Source organism: Hymenobacter montanus, assembly GCF_014699115.1.
In the GTDB taxonomy this organism is placed as follows: Bacteria; Bacteroidota; Bacteroidia; order Cytophagales; family Hymenobacteraceae; genus Hymenobacter; species Hymenobacter montanus.
This window is the reverse complement of record NZ_JACXAD010000008.1, coordinates 33852-54051: the sequence shown is the minus strand read 5'-3', so window position 1 is coordinate 54051 and position 20200 is coordinate 33852. Positions and strand designations below refer to the sequence as shown.

Sequence of the window (20200 nt, the reverse complement as noted above, 5' to 3'; positions counted from 1 at the left end):
CTTAGGTGGCCGCTTACGAGTCTTGCGCGCCGGATGAAATCACCAGGTCGGCTTGCTGGGGTCCGGTTTCCGGGTTGCCGGCCGGGTTAGCTGCTGCAGGTACTGCTGCTCCTGAGCCCGCAGTGCTTCCAGCAGCTGGCGGGCTTGGGCCGGGCTCAGGTTCATGGCCTGGAGCCGTTCGCGCTGGGTTTGCAAGCGCTCGTCGCTCGCGGTGGCGGCCTCGGTGCCGGGGCGGTTGCTACCGCGGTTGGCTTGGGGCGGGGTGGTTGCACTGCCCGGGTCGAGCCCGCGCTCGGTACCCGGCAACTTGCCACTGGCTACGGGCTGCGGGGTGCCGGCCCCGGGTGCCCGCTTACCGGCGTCGTTGCCAGAGCCCCCAGTTGGGGCCCGGCTCCCGGGCTGGTCGGGAGCCGCGGGTTGGGGCGAGGCAGGGGACTTACGTGGTACTGACCCGGGCTTGGGTTCATTGATTTCGCCTTTGCGGTCAGCCCCCGGCTTTTCGGCCGGCTGCTTTTCTTCCGCTCCGTTTTTGGGGGCCGCCGGTGGGGGCTGGCCAGGTCCGGGGGGGGGCGGAATTTTTGGTCCGCCTGACCGGTGAGCCAGGTATTCGCTCAACACCTCGTAATTGTAGCGGGCTCCGCTGTTAGTAGGGTCCAGCAGCAGCGCTTGTCGCAACAGCGCCAGGGCCTGGGCGATCTCGCCCTGTTGGGCAGCTCGCACCGCCAGCTGCTGGCGAGCCACGCTGCTCAGCGTGGCCGGGCAGCCCGTCAGCAGGCGTCCGTAGGTGGCGTGCGCCGAGGCCATCTGCCCCGTCAGCACTTGGGCGTGAGCCAAGTTGAGGAGTAGGCGAGGGTCGGGTGTCCGCTGCCTTTTAGCGGCCAGGGCTTGTTCGAAGGCGTTGGCGGCCCGCGCTGCTTCACCGCGTTGGTACGCGGCCGTGCCCGCGGCTACAGCCGCGTTGCGGGCGTGGACCCAGGTCAGTAGGCGCCAAGTGGGACCACTCAGTAGCAAGACCAGGAGCACAGCGTATTTCATAGACGAATAACGGTGATGGTCAGGGCAATATCCAAGGCCAGTAAAAGTAACGCCACGGCCAGGGGGTAGCGGTAGCGGTTATCGGCCACGGCTACGGTCCGCACCTGCTCCACCGCGCCCGGCATGGTCCGCAGGGCTTGCAGCAGGGGGCGAAATCCGTTTTGTTGATTGTTCAGCTCTACGTATTGTCCGCCAGTCTGCGCGGCTAGCTGGAGCAGAGGAGCTTCGTGCAGGCGGCTTTGCACCTCTTTCCCGCGGCCGTCGCGCAGGAACCCCCCGTGAGGTTTCGGAATTTTAGCGCCCTGGGCAGTCCCAACCCCCACAGTGTACACCCGGGCGCCGCTGCGGCCCAGCTCCCGCAGTACTGGTTCCAGGTTTTCGCCGAAATCCTCGCCGTCGCTCACTACCACCAGAGCCGTCGCCCGCGGCGCCATGGCCGTGGTGGGGCCCGAGCCCAGCCTACCCAGTACCAGCTCCAGGGGGGCCCGCAAGGTAGTCGGGCCGGCCGGCAGCAGGCTGGTGCGCAGCGTACTGATAAATACTTGCACCGCCTCCTGGTCGTAGGTGAGTGGGCATTGGACCACCGCCTCCGGGCCGAACACCACCAGTCCCAGCCGGTCGGCCGGAAACTGAGCTACCAGCTCTTGCAGTTCGGCCTGGGCCCGCAGCAGGCGGGTAGGAGCCACATCGGCCGCGTCCATCGACTGCGACACGTCGACGAGCAGCCACACGTCCTTGCCAGCGGTGCGCACCGGCCTTTGGCTTACGCCTAACGAGGGCCCCAGCACCGCGATCAGCAGCGCGGCTCCCGCCAGCAGGCGTAACGCCAGCTTCCAGCCGCGACGGCGCGGGCGCTGCCCCAGCGCCTGGCCCAGCCGGCCGCTGCGCCGCCAGGGCAGCAGCAGCAACAGCAGGCCCAGCGTCGCGGCCAGCCCCACGGCAATAAAATCAGGATACGCCCAGGTTAGCAGTTGCAGCACGAGAAAAAAGCAAGCTCAAAGAAGTCACGGCCTTGGCAGTGGCGCAGATTTAGTGGCTGCAAAGATAAATTTTTCGGCGAGGGTATGGCCGTTTCAGTTCGGTTCGTATATTTGCAGCCGCTTCAGACGGAAGCGAAACCAGCCTGGAGAGATGGGTGAGTGGCTGAAACCAGTAGTTTGCTAAACTGCCGTAGCTCTAAAGGTTACCGGGGGTTCGAATCCCCCTCTCTCCACAAATAATGTTGGGTCGCGAAAGCTTCCCGTTGGGGCTCCAACCAGTGGGTAGGTTTCTACACCCAGCATTATTTTTTTCGGGGTGTAGCGTAGCCCGGTATCGCGCCTGCTTTGGGAGCAGGAGGTCGTAGGTTCGAATCCTGCCACCCCGACATTTGTTTGCCCCGTTTCTCGACCCCGTAGCTCAGCTGGATAGAGCAACTACCTTCTAAGTAGTCGGTCTTTGGTTCGAATCCAAACGGGGCCACTAAAAGAGCCTTCACGGTACCGTGAAGGCTCTTTTTCTTTGTTTGCACCCAAGTTCTTCCCCAATCCTTATTGTTTTGATGGGATGGTCTAGGTGGGCATTGAGTTGCCCGCCCCCTATCTACATGCTTAGATGAGGGCTTCAATACTTGCAGGGAGCAGTCCGCACCCCTTATTCTATGCTGCCAGGAATTAAAAAACGGCAAGAATGCACTTGAGCGCAGAGTCGAATGGATGTCGATGGGTACTAGCTATTAGATGCGGCGACGGCCAGAATTTCCCGAGCGGCCCGGATGCCTTGATAGAACCCTTCCTCAAAAATAGAGATACCGCTGTAATCGGTGTGGGCGAAGAAAAAGCGGTTGCGCACCGGCTGTTGCGCAGCCGTGCGGGCGGCTCCCCACAGCAGGCCGGGCGTGGGCGCGACCATGCCGTGGCCCCATACCCACAAGTCGGCTTGTTGAATGTAGGGCGTCACGCCGGGGTGGTAGGTCTCAAGCTCGGCCACGACCCGCGGCAGCCATTCGGCGTAGGTGGTTTGGTAGGCGCGGCGGCGCGCGGGGCCGGGGGCTTCGTCGGTAAGGGGCCAGTAAAGGGTAATAACTTTCGAGCGGCCGTCCTCTTGCGTCAACTGCTGCTGGCTGGCGTTGATGTAGCCCAGCGAGGCGCTTCCGTATCGCACGTTGTCCCAGCTCAGGGGCCGGCCGGGGCCCTGGGGTAAGCCCTGGACGGTAAGGTTGGCAATGAGCCAGGGGGCGTGGTGCAGAGTGCTGGGGGGCAGGAGGGCGTGGCCGGGCACGGCGGCCAGCAGGCGGTGCGCAATGTGCTGAGGGGTGGCCAGCAACACGTGGCGGGCCCGTACCCGAGTACTTCCCCGCGTGCTCACGTCATACGTAAGGGCGTCCACCCCGGTCGTGGTTTCGCGCAGCTCGTAGGCGAGGGTGTTCGTGTGCAGGGGGCTCGTAGCTTGGTGGCGCAGGTGTTGCGTCAGGTAATAATTGCCTTCGGGCCACGTCAATACGTCGGCGCTGGTGGCGTTTTGGGCCTGGCCTTTGCGGCTGGCAAAATAATGCAGGCCAGCCCAGGCCGATACCTGGGCCGCTGTGGCCCCGTAATCGTCGCGGCAGCAATAGTTCAGGTACCAGTGCAGAGCGGGGGAGGTGAACTTTTCCCGAGCCAAGTAGTCAGCGAAAGAAATTCGGTCCAACTGCCGGAATTCCGGGTCGGTAGAGGACAGGTCGAGCGGGATGCGGAAGGCATCGCGTCCGTCGCGCCCGTGGGCCGTTTTTAACGTTTCAATCAACTGGGAAAACCGGGCAAACTCGGCTTGCTCCTCGGGGGCGAGTCCCAGGGCCGGGACCAGCCCCTCCTGCCAGTGCCCCTTGATGTTGAGTCGTTCTTCGGGGTCGTGGCAGAGCTGGTAGTTGCTGTATATGGGCAGGCCATTGGGCGTATAGCCGGTGAGTGTACCGGTTTCCTGCAGGAAATCAAGCAGCTCGCGGTTGCACACATCGGGCACGGGCAAGTAGTGGGCCCCCCACGGATAGGCCGAGGCCTCGTTGCGTCCCGCTGCCGCGTTGCCCCCGGTTTCGTTGGCCAGCTCCACCAGCAGGGTGTTGGGTTGCCCATGCCGATGCAGCCAGCGCCGGGCGGCCAGGCCCGCCACCCCGCCGCCGATGATGAGCACCTCGGTCTCCAGGGTGCGGGTAGGCGGGGGCAAGCGGCTAGGGTCGCGCAGCAGGTGGCCCGTAGCGGCCTGGGCCCCGAGCAGCTGCCCCTTTATGTGCTCCAACTGGTGGCGGGTCTCACAGCCCGGCAGCGTCGGCAACAGCAGGGTGCCGGTGAGGGCGGCGCCGGTTTGACGTAGGAAAGTGCGGCGGGTCTTCACGGCCGATTCGGGATGACAGCTAGTAGTTTAATGCACGTAGGGGCCCCAGTCTGCCTCGAAGTAGCGCACCAGGGCCTGGTTGTTGAGCTGGTTCACGTCGGTGGGCACTTCGCTCATATCTGGTGGGAAGCGCAGCATGTCGTGAATGGTGGCGGGCGTAATGTAGCGCAGCCCCGTTGACAAAGGCCCGGCGTCGCCGCGCCACTGAGCATCGGGCCCGGCCAGAATAAAGCCCCATTCCCCAAATGAGGGCACGTAGAGGTGATAAGGGATGGTATGCAGGCCCACCGCGGCCAGCGTGTGAGCTACGCACCAGAACGACTGCCGTGCTACGTACGGCGAGGTGCTTTATACGACCATGCGTCCGTGCGTAGCCAAGCGCTTGGCCAACGCCGTGTAAAAAGCCGCCGAATAAAGCTTGCCGATGGAATAATTGCCCGGGTCGGGGAAATCGACGATAATGGCGTCGTAGTGGCTGGTATCCTGCCGGACCCACTGGTACGCATCGGCATTCAGCACCTGCACTTTGGGCGAGAGCAGCGCTTTTCTATTGAGACTCAGCAGCAGCTCATTGTGCTGAAACAGCTTAGTCATCCCGGGGTCCAGGTCGACTAAGCGGATGGTGGTGAGGTGCGGGTATTTAAGCAGCTCGCGCACGGCCAAGCCGTCGCCTCCACCCAGCACCAGCACCCGGCGGGCGTGGGGCAGGGCCTGCAGCAAGGGATGAACCAGCGCTTCGTGGTAGCGGTACTCATCAGCTGAGCTGAACTGCAGGTTGCCATTGAGAAAGAGCCGCAGCTCGCGCGGGCTGCGCGTGAGCACAATGCGCTGGTAGGGAGTGGACTTGGAGTATATTACCTGGTCCTGAAAAGCCAGGGTTTCGGTGTAGGCCAGTAGTTGGTTGGCAAAGACGAACAGCCCGGTCAGGCCCAGCAAAGCCGCCCCGATGCCGGTGGTAAAACGCCCGCGGTAAGGCCGCGTCTCGGGGAAGCGGGCCAGCACAAGGGCCGCCACCGCCAGATTGAACGCTCCGAATAGCAGTGACGTACGAATCAGCCCTAGTTGGGGCACCAGCACCAGCGGGAAAATGAGCGAGGCCAGCAGGGCCCCAACGTAGTCGAACGTAAACACCTGGGCCACCAGGTCCTTGAAGGCGAAGCGGTGCTCGAGGATACGCATGAGCAACGGGATTTCCAGGCCCACCAGGATGCCCGTCAGGCCGACCAGCGCGTAGAGCAGCAGCCGAAACGAAGCCACGTACTCGAAGGACAGAAACAGTACCGGGGCCATGCAACCGCCCACCAGTCCCACCAGAATTTCGAGCCGGATAAACCATTTCAGCAGCGGCTCATCCAAAAATTTGGAGAGCCACGAGCCAATGCCCATGGCAAAGAGGTAGGCCCCAATAATGGTCGAAAACTGCGTTACCGAGTCGCCCAGCAGGTAAGATGCTAGCGTGCCCGCAATTAACTCATAAATGAGCCCACAGGTAGCAATGACGGCTACGGCGACCAGTAGCAAGCCGGGGGGCTGCGCGTTGGGCCAGGACGGGGCTTCTGCCGTCACCGGTGCGGCCACCCTCGAATCGGACTCACCCATGAATCGCCGCGCTGATGATAATGGCGATCGAGAGCATGAACGCGGCCACCAGAATGGCCAGGGCATTGTTGTGGTCCTCCAGGATCTCCTTGCGCAAGGTGCCGGGAGTCAGCTTATTGAAAAGGTAAAAGCTGATTACCAGAATGACAATGCCGAGCAGTGAGTAAACGATGGAGGCAGATAGGGCCTTGGGGTTGAGGTACTCCATGAGTAGGGGGTGGTTATTTGTGGTGAAACCGGCTGTGGCCACGGCTGCTGCGGCTTCCGGAGCCATTGCTGAGGGTTTCGGTGCTTTCGTTGTCGTCGCCCAGCAGGCGAGTCCCCGTGGCGGCTCCCCAGGCAAACCACCCCAGCGGCAAGAGCAGCAGCAGGGCATAGAAGCGCACGGGACGGAGGGCGAAGTAAAGGCGTTGCAGCATGAGGATAAAACCAAAAAATTACGCGGTGGGGCCGTAGTCGCTTTCATCCCAACGACGCGTTTCGTGGTTGGAGCCCCGCCAGTACTGCCAAGCCGGATAAAGTAGTAGCAGGGCGAGCACCACCAAAAAGTTGGCTATCAGCGGCGGGTTGGCTTCCACTCTCACCTGGATGTCGGGCGCAGCGGGGCCGGCTTCGGTTAGGGGGTAAAGGTTGAGGTGGTAGCGGCCGGCCGGTACCGCCGACAACACGGCGTTGGCGTCGCGGCTGCCTTCGCTCCAGTTCTCGCCGTCCTCTACCCCGGCATAATATTCAATGTTCTTGGTGAATTCAAACCCCTGGCCCGTTTGCTCGTTCACCAGGCTCACGGGCAATTCCAGCCATTGGTTGTTAAGCGTGGTGCTGAGGTCGATCTGCAGGGCCGACTGAGTTGGCAACGTAAACGAAGGGGAGACGATGACCTTGCCGGTGCCGGGGGTGGCCGGGTCCGTCACAACGTGCAGGTTTTCGTTGAGCAGTATCTGACTTGGGCGCAAGATGGCCAGCGCTACCTGAGCCAGCACCAGCAAGCCCACGGCCACTGCCGTCAGCCGCCGCAAGGCCGGCCAGCTGGTTTGGACTGGGTCGGGCTGCACGGCGCCTACCCCTTCTTGCGCGGGCAAGTCGCTCAGGCGTAGGTTAAAGCCGATGGCTACCTCATACGGCTCGAGGTTGTTGGCCTGGTACCAGGTGCTGGCCTTTGGGGCCTTTTCCGTCTTTTCTTCTACCAGCATGCGCGGTGGGCAGATAAATTCGGAAATCACCGCTTGGTCGTCGCCCTCAATGTCCCAATCGAACTCACCCACTGCAAACAGCACCCGCGCTTTGTAGCGGTTATAAAGCTTATAAATCCCATCGGGCTGCCCTACGTACGCCCGTCGGGTTTGCGCATCGAGCACATGGTAATTACGCTTAGCTGGCCGTACCGCCAGCCAGTGGCCGTTGTAGACTGCTAACTGAGTGTATTCCTTCGTGGCGGGATGGTATAGCTGATATTCCAGCCACCGGTACTGGGGCTCCCCGGCTTCGTTAACCTCCGCTCGCTCGGTACAGCCCACTACCCGGCAGGGCTGGCCCGCGAGTATGCCTGAGGTGCCCACGGGCAGCAGGCGGAGGATAGTCTCTGCTGACGGGCCCGAGTATTTGCTATGTACCTTCGGTGGGTCCTCGCCTGATTGTTGGAAGTATGTGTAGCAAGTCGGGCAGGCGTAATACTCGCTTCCTTCCACATCATAATACGTGATGCTAGCGTGGCACCCCGGGCAGTTAAGTTGGGCCGATTCCAATGCCGAAATCACCACGTTGCTCATCGGCTCACCTCGGTTCTGGTTTGCTCCGTGCCTTCAAAATAGGCCAGCGTAGCAGCGTAAATCGCGCGCGCGGTGGAGGAATTGTCACGCCGAAAATTCGACAGAAATACGTCGAAGGTGGCCAAGCCATACTCGGGCCAGGTATGAATGCTGAGGTGCGATTCAGTTAGGGCCAACACCGCGGTGAAGCCTCCACCTCCCTGTTCGGTGCGGGCAAATTCGTGATAGGTTTCGCCAACCTTTTCCAAGTGATAGGACCGCACTTGGGCATCAAAAAAGCAGCGACAAGCTGTGCTATCGCAGAGAATCGATGCTGGGGCTGAGAAGGTAGCTAAGATGTGCAGGCCAGGGGTGTACGCAGGCATGGGGTAAAAGTGTATGACCGTGCAGCAAGATAGGATGCTGTTGGCTTGCTATTCTTTATTACAAGGGTAGGTGCGCAAAAAATACTTGGTAAAGCAATAGAAACTACCGTCATACACCGCTCCAGCCCTCAAGCTACACTACGAGACGGCCTATTGCATGGAAGCCCAGCCGGCCGGCTAGGACTTATTCTTAACTTGGCAAAGGCCAGACCCACTGAGGCTTGAATATTTAAGTCGGAGCTAAGCCGGCCCTAAGGAACTAGGGTGGGTTTACGAATGAAGTGCCGGGTCAGGTTCATAAACGGCAGCTCAACGAGGCGGTACGTAAGGTAGGAGAGGCCAACCAGGGGCACGAGGGTTACCAGCAAGCAGGTCAGGTAATGCAGGGTGTGGGGCACCGGCCAGGCATAGATGGTCTGGTATACCGGCGTGAGCTTGTAGACCAGTTGAGGATGATTTAAATAGAGCGAGTAGCTGATGGTGCCAAAGAATAAGCTTGTTCGGTTAATGAGAAAAAACTTGGGGAAGAAAGACAGGCTCCATACAAGGGCGGCATACACCACCGCTATAAGGTAAACTTGTATCATCGGATACAGGTCCATGGGTAGCCATATCGACCATAAGTTAGGCACAGCGAAAAACGCGAGAACGCTCGCTGTCAGAATGCAGGCTGGCACAGACTGAGCTAGCTCACGGTCGCGATACTTCTTGTACAGGAAATAGGTAACCATGCCCACCGCAAAAACCGGCAGGTGCGAGAAGAGGCTAAAGTACTCTTTATAGCCCTGGGCCACCCAGGAAGGATGCTGGTAAACGACCAGAGAATGTAGGCCAGCCAGCATGCACGTTCCGATAAGGAACAGCCCCGCCCGCTGAAGCGTGGTTACCACGCGAAATACGAATGGAAACAGCAGGTAAAAAATCACTTCGATGCCCAACGCCCAGCTAGCCCACACCAGGCCTTCCTGATGGCCGGGTACAAAGCTGTACCCAAAGACTGCGTAAAGCAGTAAGGGAACCTTGTACGCTCGAAACGCGGTAAAGGTCAGTCCCCAGTCCAGGGCAAACCGGATGGCGAGCCACATATAGTACAAAGGCACAATGCGCAGGATGCGTCGCACGTAAAAATTTCGGGTGCTATACGGAGCGTTTTGGCGCCCATCCATCGTCAAGCACAGCGTGAAGGCAGAGATTACGAAAAACAGGGTAACGCCGCTTCCCCCGTAGAGGAGCAAGGGGCGCGACCACGCCGGCACCTCCAGCTGAGGCGTAGGCATCAGGGCGGTATGAAAGGCCAGGACGTATAAGGCCGCCATGCCCCGAAGGGCATCAATAAAACCCAGACGCCCGGCTGGGCGGCCAGTACTGGCAAGGTCCTCCGATATCCGCGGAGGGGCAGTAATAGAGGGTAAGCTCATTTCCAATAGGCACAATCGGGGTAAGAGAAAGCCGCAAACGTACTAACAAAGCCTCGGCTTTAGCATCAATTCATCCAGTCTGGAGCCGCACGGCTTAGTTTTGATATTATCTTGCTCAAGGATAATTAGTTATACGGTCATAATAGGGGGCCTTATTGCCCTATGCTGGCTTCTGCGAGTTGGTACCAGTGCCGTCTCACGTCAAATGAGGCCACTAAAAAAGCCCTCAACAACTTGCTGAGGGCTTTTTTGATCTCCAAAGGATTATCCCAGAACTGACTTACCCAAACGCGTAGCGGTTCCTGGGATGATTAGGTGAGCTAGCTTCAAGCCAGAAAGCCTATTCCGTGGCTTCCTCTGCTTTGCTGGTGCCCTTTTTGGCAGTACCAGATACTTTTTTGGCGCCGCCAGCTACTTTTTTGGCCCCCTTTTTAATTGCTTTTCCCGCCTTTTTCAGCACGTTGCCGGCGGCATCTTTGGTGTTATCAGCGGCGGCTCCCAGGTTGGTTTTCCCCGTTTTCGTCACCGTCCGGGAGCCGTCGGCGTTTACGGTAGTGATTTTTACGGTGCCGTTGTCGCGCTTTTTTACTTCGGTGTGCGGTTTTTCCTGTTGAGCAAAGGCCGTGGTGCAAATGGCGCAGGCAGTTATAAATAAGCCGAGAGTTTTCATGACTGATGATGCTAAGTGTCCTACATTAGCGCAGGTTAGTGATTTGTACGGAAGTTTTAGTACGCGGTTACTGGAGAACCTGAGAAGCAACGCCTACTTCATTGTTAAGACGCTAAAGATCAACCAGCCCTTGCTGAACAGGCCCCTGATAATATTTCTGCCCGGCCTGCTGCGAGCTTGCTTATTTAGCTGGCTTACTTAAGCCCTCGAAAGCACTGAATTTAATGGCAAGTCAGTTTGTCCTATCTTTAAAGTAGATTCAAATAGCCAGTCAGTAGCAATTCTCCTCCGCAGGTTCGGCAAGCGCGGAGCCGGTTTAACTGCTGAAACAGATAGGCCCCAAGCAACCCTGGCAGCACGCCTGAGATAGGAGAAGGCTTGCCGCCAGCAGCCCCCAGGGAGCCCGGCCGACCCTCTGGTGAGAGCGGTCGTTCATGGAAAGATCCGGTAAGAGCTTGTAAGGGCTTTCTCCCAGCGCATTGAGCCTTTTCAGCTTTGCAACCTCCGCGCACAAGCACTGCATTTCCTCGGGCTCAAGGGAGAGTGTACGATAAAAAACACCAGGATAAAAACCGCAATAATTGACTGAAATGGGATTAAATAAGTACTTTTGATTGTTCAGTAACTAGTAGTCCGAAGGGCTGCTTAACGACCTGATTTAATCACGCCCCCATGAGCGAAACGAAAGAGAAGATTTCCCCGTCGGACTATTCTGCCGACAGTATCCAAGTACTTGAAGGATTGGAGGCCGTGCGCAAGCGGCCCAGCATGTACATCGGCGACACCGGCATAAAAGGCCTGCACCACCTCGTGTGGGAAGTGGTCGACAACTCCATCGACGAAGCCCTAGCCGGCCATTGCGACCTGATTAACGTCACGATCAACGAAAACAACTCCATCACCGTGCGCGACAATGGTCGGGGCATCCCGGTGGACTGGCACGCCAAAGAGGGCCGGTCTGCCCTGGAGGTAGTGCTGACCGTGCTGCACGCCGGGGGCAAGTTCGATAAAGGCTCCTACAAAGTATCCGGCGGCTTGCACGGCGTGGGCGTGAGCTGCGTGAACGCGCTCAGCACCGACCTCAAGGTGACGGTGCGCCGCGACGGCCACCAGTACGAGCAAGAATATAAAATCGGATTCCCGCAGTACCCGGTGAAGGAGGTAGGAGAGACTGAGGAGCACGGCACGGAAGTACACTTCTTGCCGGACGCGAGCATCTTCAGCGAAACCGAGTATCGCTACGACACCGTCGCCGGCCGGTTGCGCGACTTGTCTTACCTCAACAAAGGCATTCGCATTACCCTCACCGACCGTCGCGAAAAGCTGGAGAACGGCGAGTTTCGCAGCGAGGAGTTTTACTCAACCGGCGGGCTGCGCGACTTCGTGCAGTACCTCGACGGCGAGATGCGGCCTTCGCTGCTTTCCGAGCCCATTTACGTGGAGAGCGAGAAGGGCGGTACGCCGGTCGAAGTGGCCCTGCAGTACAATACTTCGTACCAGGAAAACGTCTATTCCTACGTCAATAACATCAATACCATCGAGGGCGGCACGCACGTCGCGGGCTTCCGCTCGGCGGTGACGCGGGTGCTCAAGACTTACGGCGACAAGAACAAGCTGTTTGAGAAAGCCAAGGTCGAAATCACGGGTGATGACTTCCGCGAAGGCCTCACGGCCGTTATTTCGGTAAAAGTGGCTGAGCCGCAGTTTGAAGGCCAGACCAAAACCAAGCTCGGCAACTCCGATGTGAGCGGCGCCGTGAACTCGGTGGTGGGCGAAATCCTGACCGAATACCTGGAGGAGAATCCCAACCAGGCCAACAAAATCATGGAGAAGGTGATTCTGGCCGCCAAGGCCCGCATCGCGGCCCGCAAAGCCAAGGATATGGTGCAGCGCAAGGGTGTGCTCTCCTCGAACAGCCTGCCGGGCAAGCTGGCCGACTGCTCGGAGTCGGACCCCGAAATCTGTGAGCTCTACCTCGTCGAGGGCGACTCCGCCGGCGGTACGGCCAAGCAGGGCCGCAACCGGGCGTTTCAGGCAATCCTGCCGCTGCGCGGCAAGATCCTGAACGTGGAGAAAGCCCAGGAGCACCGCATTCTGGAAAACGAGGAAATCAAGAACATGATTACGGCGTTGGGCGTGAGCTTCAACGAGCGCAAGTCATTGGCTTTCACCACGGAAGACGATGGTACGGAGTCGGGCCCGCTCAACTTCAGCAAGCTGCGCTACCATAAGATTATCATCATGACCGACGCCGATATCGACGGCTCGCACATTCGCACCCTGATTCTGACCTTCTTCTTCCGCTACATGCGCGAGCTGGTGGACCGGGGCTACATCTACATTGCCCTGCCGCCGCTCTACCTCGTGAAGCGTGGCAAGGAAGAGCGCTACTGCTGGACCGAGGACGAGCGGATGGCCGCCCAGGAGGAAATGGGCCGGGGCAAGCCCGAAACCGTGAACGTGCAGCGCTACAAAGGCTTGGGCGAAATGAACGCGGAGCAGCTCTGGACTACCACCATGCAGCCCATGACCCGCACCCTGAAGCAGGTAACCGTGGAATCGGCCGCCGAAGCCGACCACTTATTCTCCATGCTGATGGGCGACGAAGTAGCCCCCCGCCGCGACTTCATCGAGCGGAACGCCAAGTACGCTAAACTGGACGTGTAACCCGTTCCCCCAAAAGGCCCGCTACTAAGCGGGCCTTTTCTTTTTCAGCTCTTGTGGGGGTGGGTGGTGGCACGAATTGCCCGCAGGGCTTCGTGGTACCACTAGCAATTAAAACGAACACCCAAGTCCCGCGCTACGCCCTTGCTTACATGGCTTCTATCACTAGCAATCAGAACATCCTAGATACATCGTTCAACGAGTTAGTGGTGGTACGAAGCCCTGCGGGCAATTCGTGCCACCACGCCGAAATAGACCTTTTTTCCCAATTCAAAAAATGCGGCAGGTAATTGCTTCGGGAGCGCCCTGGGAGGCCATTGTGGGCTACTCTCGAGCCGTGCGCGTGGGCAACGTGGTAGAAGTAGCCGGCACCACGGCCCAGGACGGTCATACCGTAACAGGAGCCGATGCGTACGCTCAAACAAAACGAGCACTGGAAAAAATTGGGGAGGCCCTAACGCAGGCGGGCGCCTCGTTCCAAGATGTGGTGCGCACCCGAATCTTCGTAACTGATATTTCGCAGTGGGAGGCCGTGGGCCGGGCGCACGGGGAGGTGTTCGGCCAGATTCGCCCGGCTACTTCGATGGTGGAAGTCAAGGCTTTGATTGATCCACGGCTGCTGGTTGAAATCGAAGCCACGGCCATTATTTCAGCGGACATGACGGTTGCGCAGGGAGGTTTGTAAATGGGTGGTCGAGTAGTTGGTTTGGGTTGCCCGCGCGCCGTAATTGGTTGCGATAGGTCATAATTATTGGGGCCAAGCCCTGCCCGTTGCCCGCCGCGTTGTTATTTTGTTGAAAGACCGCTCCGCACCCCGAAAATGCGCGCAGTTCAATTAAATCTGTGATTTATGAAGCTCTTCAAGTCCGCCGACCTTATTCGTAAAAGCAAATACATCAGCCGCGACCTGAGTTGGCTGCGGTTCAACTACCGGGTGCTCGACCAGGTGCAGGACCCTAACCGCGGGCTGTTTGATAAGCTTAAGTTCCTGGCCATTACCAGCTCCAACCTCGACGAGTTCTTTATGATCCGGGTGGGTTCGCTGTACAACTACCTCGACTATGGCAAGGAGCGAATTGACTATTCGGGCCTGCGGGAGCTGCCGTTCCGGCGGAAGCTGCTCGACTTCGCGCACCGCTTCGTGAACGACCAGAGCCTGACGTATTTGAATGAGCTGAAGCCCAATTTTGAGAAGAATGGCTTCAACATCCTGAAGATGGCCGACCTCACCGAGCTGGAAGTGAAAAAGGCGGACGGCTACTTCAAGAATACCGTGTTTCCGCTGCTCACGCCGATGGTGTACGATGCCTACCACGGCTTCCCGCTGATGATGAACCAGATGCTGATTTTCGGCGTCGTCACCCGCATCGGCAACGGCCTGGCCGTGGGGCTGGACGGGGAAGCGGAAAAAGGGCAGGAGCGGCTCACCTTCGTGCAGATTCCGCAAAACCTGACCCGGTTTTTTGAGCTCACGCGCAAGGACAAAGTCATCTTCGTGCCCATCGAGGAAGTCGTGCGGGCGTTTTTGCCGCGCCTGTTTCGCAACGTGGAAATCGTGGCCGCCAACTTGTTCCGCATCACGCGCAACGGCGACTTTACGCTGGAAGAGTCCGACGACATCGACAATGACTTCATCAAGGAGATTCAGGTGGGCCTGAAAACCCGGAAGCGGGGCCGCGTGGTACGCGTAGAGGTGGAGCCCAACGCCTCGCCGGTGCTCATGAACGTGCTGCGCGAGCGGTGGAACATCGATAACGGCAACGTCTTCGTCATCAACTCCCTGATTGACTTGAAAGGGCTGTGGCAGATTGTGCGCCACCCCAACTTCCGGGGTAAGACGGCCAAGATGCCCGCTCCCGTGGCTCCCCTCAGCTTGCCGGAGGGCGCCGAGGAAAACCTGTTCGAGTATCTCAAGCACCACGACGTGCTGCTGCACCACCCTTACAACAGCATCGAGCCCATGGTGCGGCTGCTGGAGCAGGCCGCCGTCGACCCCCAGGTGCTGGGCATCAAGCAAACCATCTACCGCCTGGCCGATGATTCGCGGGTGTCGGCGGCCCTGCTTAAGGCGGCCGAGAACGGCAAGCACGTGTCGGTGCTGTTCGAGGTGAAGGCCCGGTTCGATGAGGAAAAGAACATCCGCGAGGGAGCCCGACTGGAAAAGGCCGGCTGCTTCGTGATTTATGGCGTGAGCAAGTACAAGACCCACACCAAGCTGCTCATGATTATCCGCAAGGAAGGCGAGAAAGTGACGCGCTACGTGCACATCGGCTCGGGCAACTACAACGAGCAAACCGCCCGCCTCTACACCGACGTGAGCCTGCTCACGACCAACGACACCTACGGGCACGACGTGTCGGAGTTCTTTAACGTCATCACCGGGCACTCGCAGCCCGACGACTACGAGTACCTCATCACGGCGCCCAAGGACATGCGGCAGCAGCTCATTCACCTCATTCGCGAAGAGGTAAAGCATGCCAAAAAGGGCCATGCCAGCGGTATCGTGATGAAGATGAACTCTTTGGAAGACAAGGAGATCATCGACGAGTTTTACCGGGCGGCGAAGGCTGGGGTCCCCATTCGGTTCATCGTGCGCGGGATCTGCTGCCTGCGGCCGGGGCGGCCGGGGCTGAGCGACAACATCGAGGTGCGCAGCATCGTGGGCGAGTACCTGGAGCACACGCGGCTGTTCTATTTCCACCACGGTGGCGAGGCCCGCGTGTACGCCGGCTCGGCCGACATCATGGTGCGGTCGTTCGACCGGCGCATCGAAGCCCTGTTCCTGATTGTTAATCCGCAGCTTAAGCGAGAGGCTATAAATATTCTGATGATGAATATGATGGACAACCAAAATAGCTACGTGATGCGGGAGGACGGCGCTTACATTCGGCAGCATCCAGCGGCCGGCGAACCAGTGGTGAACGTACACAAAGACTTCTTCAAGCGCGACGAGGCCCAGCTGGCGAAGGCTACCCCCGAAGGTCTGCTGGCCCTGCTCGACGTGCAGGCCCAGCGCCGCCTCGACGTAGCCGCGGCCCACGCGGCCGAGCAGGCCGCGGCGTTGGCCGCCGCTGAGACCGTGGCAGTAGCCGCCGATGATGCCTTCGGAGAAGGCGAGCACGACGAGGCCTGCGACGATGACGCCACCCCCGTGGGCCACGCCGATGAGGAAGGGGCGCCCGCTGGCGCAGCCTTGGCGTAGCAGCAAAGCCCGCAGTCCTGGCTAGTCCCCCTCTGTCAGTGTGAGGCTGAGGCCCGAATTAACTCTTCCCGTGGCGCTGGGGTGCGTTTGGGCCTCGTGCGATGCCCGCGTTGTCGGCCGCTAATCTTTAACTCATGAGCCCTGGCTCCCAGCGGAGCCGGGGCTTGTTACATCCACTGGTCGCTGCATGATGCACAAAATGCTCATCATGACCAGATTTAACACACAAATATGAGGCTTTACTCCAACTCGGCAGGCTGGTTCTGCAGGTCGGGCACAGGGAGCTTTGCCGGGTGCTCGGGCTCCGCGTGCATTTCATCAAAGAAGTCCTCAAACAGTGCTTGCAGCATGCCGTCCTTCAGCCCAATGTCGGGCACGACCATGCTGCTGACGTTGGCCCACTGCATGGCAGAGAGGTAGATGTGGCCAGCGGGCACGATGACGTCGGCGCGGTCGGGGTTAAGCATGGCCACGTTCACCCGCTCGCTCATGCTCAGGCCGGCGAGGCGGGCGATGGTGGTTTCGAGGCTGCGGCGGGTCACGGGCTTGTTGGGGGCGGCCGGGGTGAGGCTGTAGAGCTTATTGATGTTGCCACCCGTACCGATGGCGCGCGTCACGTGGTAGGTGCGGGCATTGGTGCGCACCCATTCTTCCATGCGAGTCCAGAGCTCACTCTGGGCTTCGGTGTTGGCCGCCCCGCTTTCTTCCTGTTGCATGCGCCGGATGGAGCCTATTTCGAACGACTGCGCCGCCACCTTGCGGCGGTCGTGGTAGATGTTAAACTCCGTGCTGCCGCCCCCCACGTCGATGTGGAGATAGTGGCGCTTGTCTTCGAGCACGTGCTCGATAACGCGGTTGATGTAGAAAGCTTCGTCCTGACCATCAATTACCTTGATTTCCAGGCCCAGCTGCTCGCGCACGCGGGCCACGATTTCGGCCCCGTTAGTAGCGGAGCGCATGGCCGAAGTGGCGCAGATTAGGTAGTGTGCCACGCCGTGCACTTCCATCAGCAGCTTGAGGGCGTGCAGGAACTTGATGAACTGCTCTTCTTTGGCCGGCGAAATCTGGCCGGTGGCGAACACGTCTTCGCCCAAGCGCATGGGGTAGCGCACGTACTCAACGCGCTTGAGGCGGTAGCGACCTTCGTAATACAGCACGGCCGATATCTGGCAGCGCACGGCGTTGGACCCAATGTCAATGGCAGCGAGCTTGCGCAGCGGAAAATTCACAGCGAGTAGGGTAAGTGAGCAGAAAAGCCCAAATATAGGGCGGGGTCCGGCTAGGCCCTAAGTGCGCCAAGGGTGGGGCCGCGCTGATGAGAAGCAGGCAATGCCTTGCCAACTAGGAAGCTCATGATGATATGTCGACGGCTTAGAAAAGCAAAATCGGTGAAAACGGCTCTCGCCAATAGGAGAGTGAGAGGATGGAACACGGACCGGAAAACCGTTCCAACTAGCCTCATCAACAGGCCCTCAGACCGATTCGGCTGCCTAAGCTCCTCGATTGCTCTGGTAATAAAGATGCTTCCGCTGCGCGTATGCCAACAGAAGCATCTTTATCATCTCATCACACCCCGCTCACTAAAACGTGAGCCGGTAGAAGGGCACGGGCAGGAAGCCTTGCTGATAGGCCGTGCCGATGGTGTTGGTGCGCGCGTTGTAGGCTTGCTGGAAGATGTTTTGGTGGCCACTAACGTTTTGCAGGTCGAGGGCAATCTCGTGGGTGAGGCCGGCGCGGTTGATTTTGTAGCCCACCTTTACATCGGCCCGGAAGTAGGGCGTCTGCTGCTTGCTAAAGGCGCGGTCGTAATAGTACACGGCGCGGCGGCTGGCCCCGGAGGCTTCAAGGTTGATGGGCGTACTGTAGGTGCCGCCCGTAGTAGCTGCTTTCAAGCTGATGGTAAAAGTATTGCGGCGCTGACCCACGGCGAACTCGCGGCCCACCAGGGCATTGGCGACGTAGTGGGTGTTGAAGGGCGTGTTGCGCTCCACGCCGTCGCTGCCTTTGTATTTCGAGTCGAAGAGCGAGGTGGTCAGCAGGAAATAGTAGCCTCGGGCGAAGGCCCGCTCCAGGGTTATTTCCAGGCCGTAGTTGCGACCAGTACCCTCGTTCACGAGGTTGCCTTTGTTAAGCGGGCCGAAGCTGCTGCCCTCGGTGAGCAGAGAAAAGTAGCTGGGCGTGCGCTCCACGGGGGCGTCGAACAACCACTGGTGGTAGCCCTCCACGCGCAAACGCAGGTTGTCGGTGAGCTGCCGGTCGTAGGCCAGCACCAGGTGATGGGCGCGGGTGAAGCCCAGGGCCCGGTTGGTGAGGGCGTAGGTGCCGTCGGCCTGCGGGCTTTGGTAGAAGTAGGTGAGCAGCGGCTGCAGGGTGCTGTGCAGACCATAGGCCAGGCTAATGGTGCTGCTGGGCGTGGCCTGGTATTGCAGGCCGGCGCGGGGCTCCACCACGGCGCGGCCATTCAGCTCGAAACGCGAGGCCGAGAGGCCGGCATTCAGGGTGAGCTGGTCGCTGAAGCGGTGTTTCCACTGGAGGTAGAGCTGCGAGAGGGCCGTGCTGCCACGGGCGTCGCGCTCGACGACGGTAACGGGGTAAGTGTAGCCGCTGCCATACTGGTACCGGAGCAAGTCAACGATGACGCCGGCCGACACCCGGTCACGGGCGCTGACCTTGTGGGCCCCCGAAAGGTTGACCGACAGCTTTTCCTGGGTGAAGTCGGCGGTGTAATTCGGAATCTCCGCGCGAACCTCGCGGCTGCGGCCCCGGAACAAGAGGGTGTCCTGGCCAAATTCCTGGGTGGTGCGCGAGGCCGAGAGCGTGAGCCGGGCCACGGTGCGGTCGGTGAAGCGGTGCTCGTAGCTGGCGGCGCCGATGCCGGTGGAATACTTCACCCGGGTGTTGGTGGCCTCGTCGCCGTACACGTCGGCCTTGGTCGAGTCCACGTCCTGGCCCAGGAAGGTGATGTTGGAGCGGCCGGCCAGGGTCCAGGCGCTAAAGGTGCCGCGCGAACCCACGGGCACGTCGACCTTGGCCGTGAAGTCCTGGTAGTTGGGGGTGCCGGCAATTTCGTAGCCCACGCTTTTCAGGAGCGAAAACAGCGAGTAGCGGTAGTTCACAAGGTAAGAAGCCTTGGATTTAGCGCTGAAGGGCCCTTCGGCGCCCAATTCGACACCGTTGAAGCCGACCTGACCCAAAAACTCACGCTTCTCGTCATTGCCCTTGCGCAGGCGCAGATCAAACACCGAGCCCAGGGCGTTGGCGTACTCGGCCGGAAAGGCCCCGGTGAGAAAGTCGGACTTGGCCAACAGGTTGTTGTTGAGCATACTCACCGGCCCGCCGGTGGTGCCCTGCGAGCCGAAGTGGTTGGGGTTGGGCACGTTCACGCCCTCGAGCCGCCACAGCAGCGAGGCCGGCGAGTTGCCCCGCACCACGATGTCGTTGCGCGTGTCGTTGGCGCTGCCCACCCCGGCAAAGTTCTGGGCCATGCGGGCCGGGTCGCCCAGGCTGCCGGCGTAGCGGTTGGCATCCAGGGGCGCGAACGGGCGGGCCGAGACGGTGGCCATCTCGTTGTTGGTCACGGTGCGGTCTTCACTGCGCTTATACGTCACCGTCACTTCGTCGAGCTTGGTCAGCCGCTCGCTCAGGCTCAGCTCCAGCACCACTTCCTTGCCCGAAGTAACCGTGACCTCATTCAACAGCAGGTCTTCGTAGCCCACGCTGCTGATGCGGAGCTTGACGCGGCCCACGGGCACGCCACTCAGGCGGAAGCGGCCGTTGACGTCGGTGCTGGCGCCCAATGCCGGCTCGACGCCGAGTACTACCACGGTGGCGCCGATGACGGGGGCTTTGGCGGCGGCGTCGAGCACGGTGCCCCGCACGGTTTGACTGGCCCCCACGGGCGGTTGAGTAGCGGTTTGGGCGGCGACCGGCAAGGTTGCTACGATGGCCAGCAGGGAAAGCAGGGTGGGTAAGAGAGGGCGCATGTCCTTCGGTGGTTGGTTGATGAACCAAAGGTGGCCGAAGGGCAAAGCGGCGGAAAGCGGAGCTGGGGCGAAACGTCAGAGGGCAGGTGCGAAGCGTCGGAAGCGTAAGGTGAACGGGGCGGAAGAATTAGCTCGGCCGCCCGGAACAAG

16 protein-coding genes and 3 tRNA genes are annotated in these 20200 nt (G+C 60.0%); 6 read left to right on the top strand and 13 right to left on the bottom strand.

Features of this window, described 5'->3' with window-relative positions; genetic code table 11:
* Positions 1-39 precede the first annotated feature (39 nt).
* Both IC235_RS08880 and IC235_RS08875 read right to left on the bottom strand, forming a co-directional pair.
* A complete protein-coding gene (locus IC235_RS08880) occupies positions 40-1035 on the bottom strand; it encodes a hypothetical protein (RefSeq protein WP_191004819.1) in 996 nt (331 codons plus the stop codon).
* Complete coding sequence (locus tag IC235_RS08875) at positions 1032-2015, bottom strand: VWA domain-containing protein (protein WP_191004818.1); 984 nt, start codon at positions 2013-2015, stop codon at positions 1032-1034. Before IC235_RS08875 ends, IC235_RS08880 begins: the two co-directional genes overlap by 4 nt.
* Before the next feature lie 145 nt (positions 2016-2160).
* On the opposite strand from IC235_RS08875, the gene IC235_RS08870 reads away from it, so the two are divergent.
* The 3 genes from IC235_RS08870 (at position 2161) to IC235_RS08860 (ending at position 2496) form a co-directional block, all read left to right on the top strand.
* A tRNA-Ser gene (locus IC235_RS08870) sits at positions 2161-2248 on the top strand.
* A 79-nt stretch (positions 2249-2327) separates the two neighbouring features.
* Positions 2328-2401 (top strand) — tRNA-Pro (locus IC235_RS08865).
* 21 nt (positions 2402-2422) lie between these two features.
* A tRNA-Arg gene (locus tag IC235_RS08860) sits at positions 2423-2496 on the top strand.
* A gap of 246 nt (positions 2497-2742) precedes the next feature.
* Here the strand turns inward: IC235_RS08860 and IC235_RS08855 are convergent.
* The 9 genes from IC235_RS08855 to IC235_RS08820 form a co-directional block, all read right to left on the bottom strand.
* On the bottom strand, positions 2743-4383 hold the full coding sequence (locus IC235_RS08855; protein ID WP_191004817.1) for an FAD-dependent oxidoreductase: 1641 nt from the start codon (positions 4381-4383) through the stop codon (positions 2743-2745).
* 27 nt (positions 4384-4410) lie between these two features.
* Positions 4411-4638 (bottom strand): hypothetical protein, encoded by a 228-nt coding sequence (locus IC235_RS22040; RefSeq protein ID WP_223847162.1) that lies wholly within the window; start codon positions 4636-4638, stop codon positions 4411-4413.
* Positions 4639-4731: 93 nt separating this feature from the next.
* Positions 4732-5982 (bottom strand): polyamine aminopropyltransferase, encoded by a 1251-nt coding sequence (locus IC235_RS08850; protein ID WP_223847161.1) that lies wholly within the window; start codon positions 5980-5982, stop codon positions 4732-4734.
* A complete protein-coding gene (locus tag IC235_RS08845) occupies positions 5975-6190 on the bottom strand; it encodes a DUF350 domain-containing protein (RefSeq protein ID WP_191004816.1) in 216 nt (71 codons plus the stop codon). Before IC235_RS08845 ends, IC235_RS08850 begins: the two co-directional genes overlap by 8 nt.
* A gap of 13 nt (positions 6191-6203) precedes the next feature.
* Positions 6204-6401 carry a hypothetical protein gene (locus IC235_RS08840; protein ID WP_191004815.1) on the bottom strand — a complete coding sequence of 66 codons (198 nt, stop codon included), beginning with the start codon at positions 6399-6401 and terminating at the stop codon, positions 6204-6206.
* 18 nt (positions 6402-6419) lie between these two features.
* Entirely contained in the window at positions 6420-7538 is a 1119-nt protein-coding gene (locus tag IC235_RS08835) for a DUF4178 domain-containing protein (protein WP_191004814.1), read from the bottom strand.
* A gap of 206 nt (positions 7539-7744) precedes the next feature.
* Positions 7745-8113: an S-adenosylmethionine decarboxylase family protein gene (locus IC235_RS08830; RefSeq protein ID WP_191004813.1), complete on the bottom strand. Its 369-nt coding sequence runs from the start codon at positions 8111-8113 to the stop codon at positions 7745-7747.
* 251 nt (positions 8114-8364) lie between these two features.
* Entirely contained in the window at positions 8365-9531 is a 1167-nt protein-coding gene (locus tag IC235_RS08825) for an acyltransferase family protein (RefSeq protein WP_223847159.1), read from the bottom strand.
* Positions 9532-9871: 340 nt separating this feature from the next.
* Complete coding sequence (locus tag IC235_RS08820) at positions 9872-10201, bottom strand: hypothetical protein (protein ID WP_191004811.1); 330 nt, start codon at positions 10199-10201, stop codon at positions 9872-9874.
* 672 nt (positions 10202-10873) lie between these two features.
* On the opposite strand from IC235_RS08820, the gene gyrB reads away from it, so the two are divergent.
* From gyrB to ppk1, 3 genes are all read left to right on the top strand, one after another.
* Positions 10874-12868: a DNA topoisomerase (ATP-hydrolyzing) subunit B gene (gene gyrB, locus IC235_RS08815; RefSeq protein ID WP_191004810.1), complete on the top strand. Its 1995-nt coding sequence runs from the start codon at positions 10874-10876 to the stop codon at positions 12866-12868.
* Between the two features lie 274 nt (positions 12869-13142).
* The gene (locus IC235_RS08810; protein ID WP_191004809.1) at positions 13143-13550 is read left to right on the top strand and encodes a RidA family protein; all 408 of its coding nucleotides are present in this window, start codon (positions 13143-13145) and stop codon (positions 13548-13550) included.
* Positions 13551-13715: 165 nt separating this feature from the next.
* Positions 13716-16067 (top strand): polyphosphate kinase 1, encoded by a 2352-nt coding sequence (gene ppk1, locus IC235_RS08805; protein ID WP_223847158.1) that lies wholly within the window; start codon positions 13716-13718, stop codon positions 16065-16067.
* Between the two features lie 239 nt (positions 16068-16306).
* Here ppk1 and IC235_RS08800 read toward each other — a convergent pair whose 3' ends face one another.
* Together IC235_RS08800 and IC235_RS08795 are read right to left on the bottom strand one after the other, a co-directional pair.
* Positions 16307-17296 (bottom strand): Ppx/GppA phosphatase family protein, encoded by a 990-nt coding sequence (locus IC235_RS08800; protein WP_191004808.1) that lies wholly within the window; start codon positions 17294-17296, stop codon positions 16307-16309.
* Between the two features lie 351 nt (positions 17297-17647).
* A complete protein-coding gene (locus tag IC235_RS08795; protein WP_191004807.1) occupies positions 17648-20050 on the bottom strand; it encodes a TonB-dependent receptor in 2403 nt (800 codons plus the stop codon).
* Between the last annotated feature and the right edge of the window lie 150 nt (positions 20051-20200).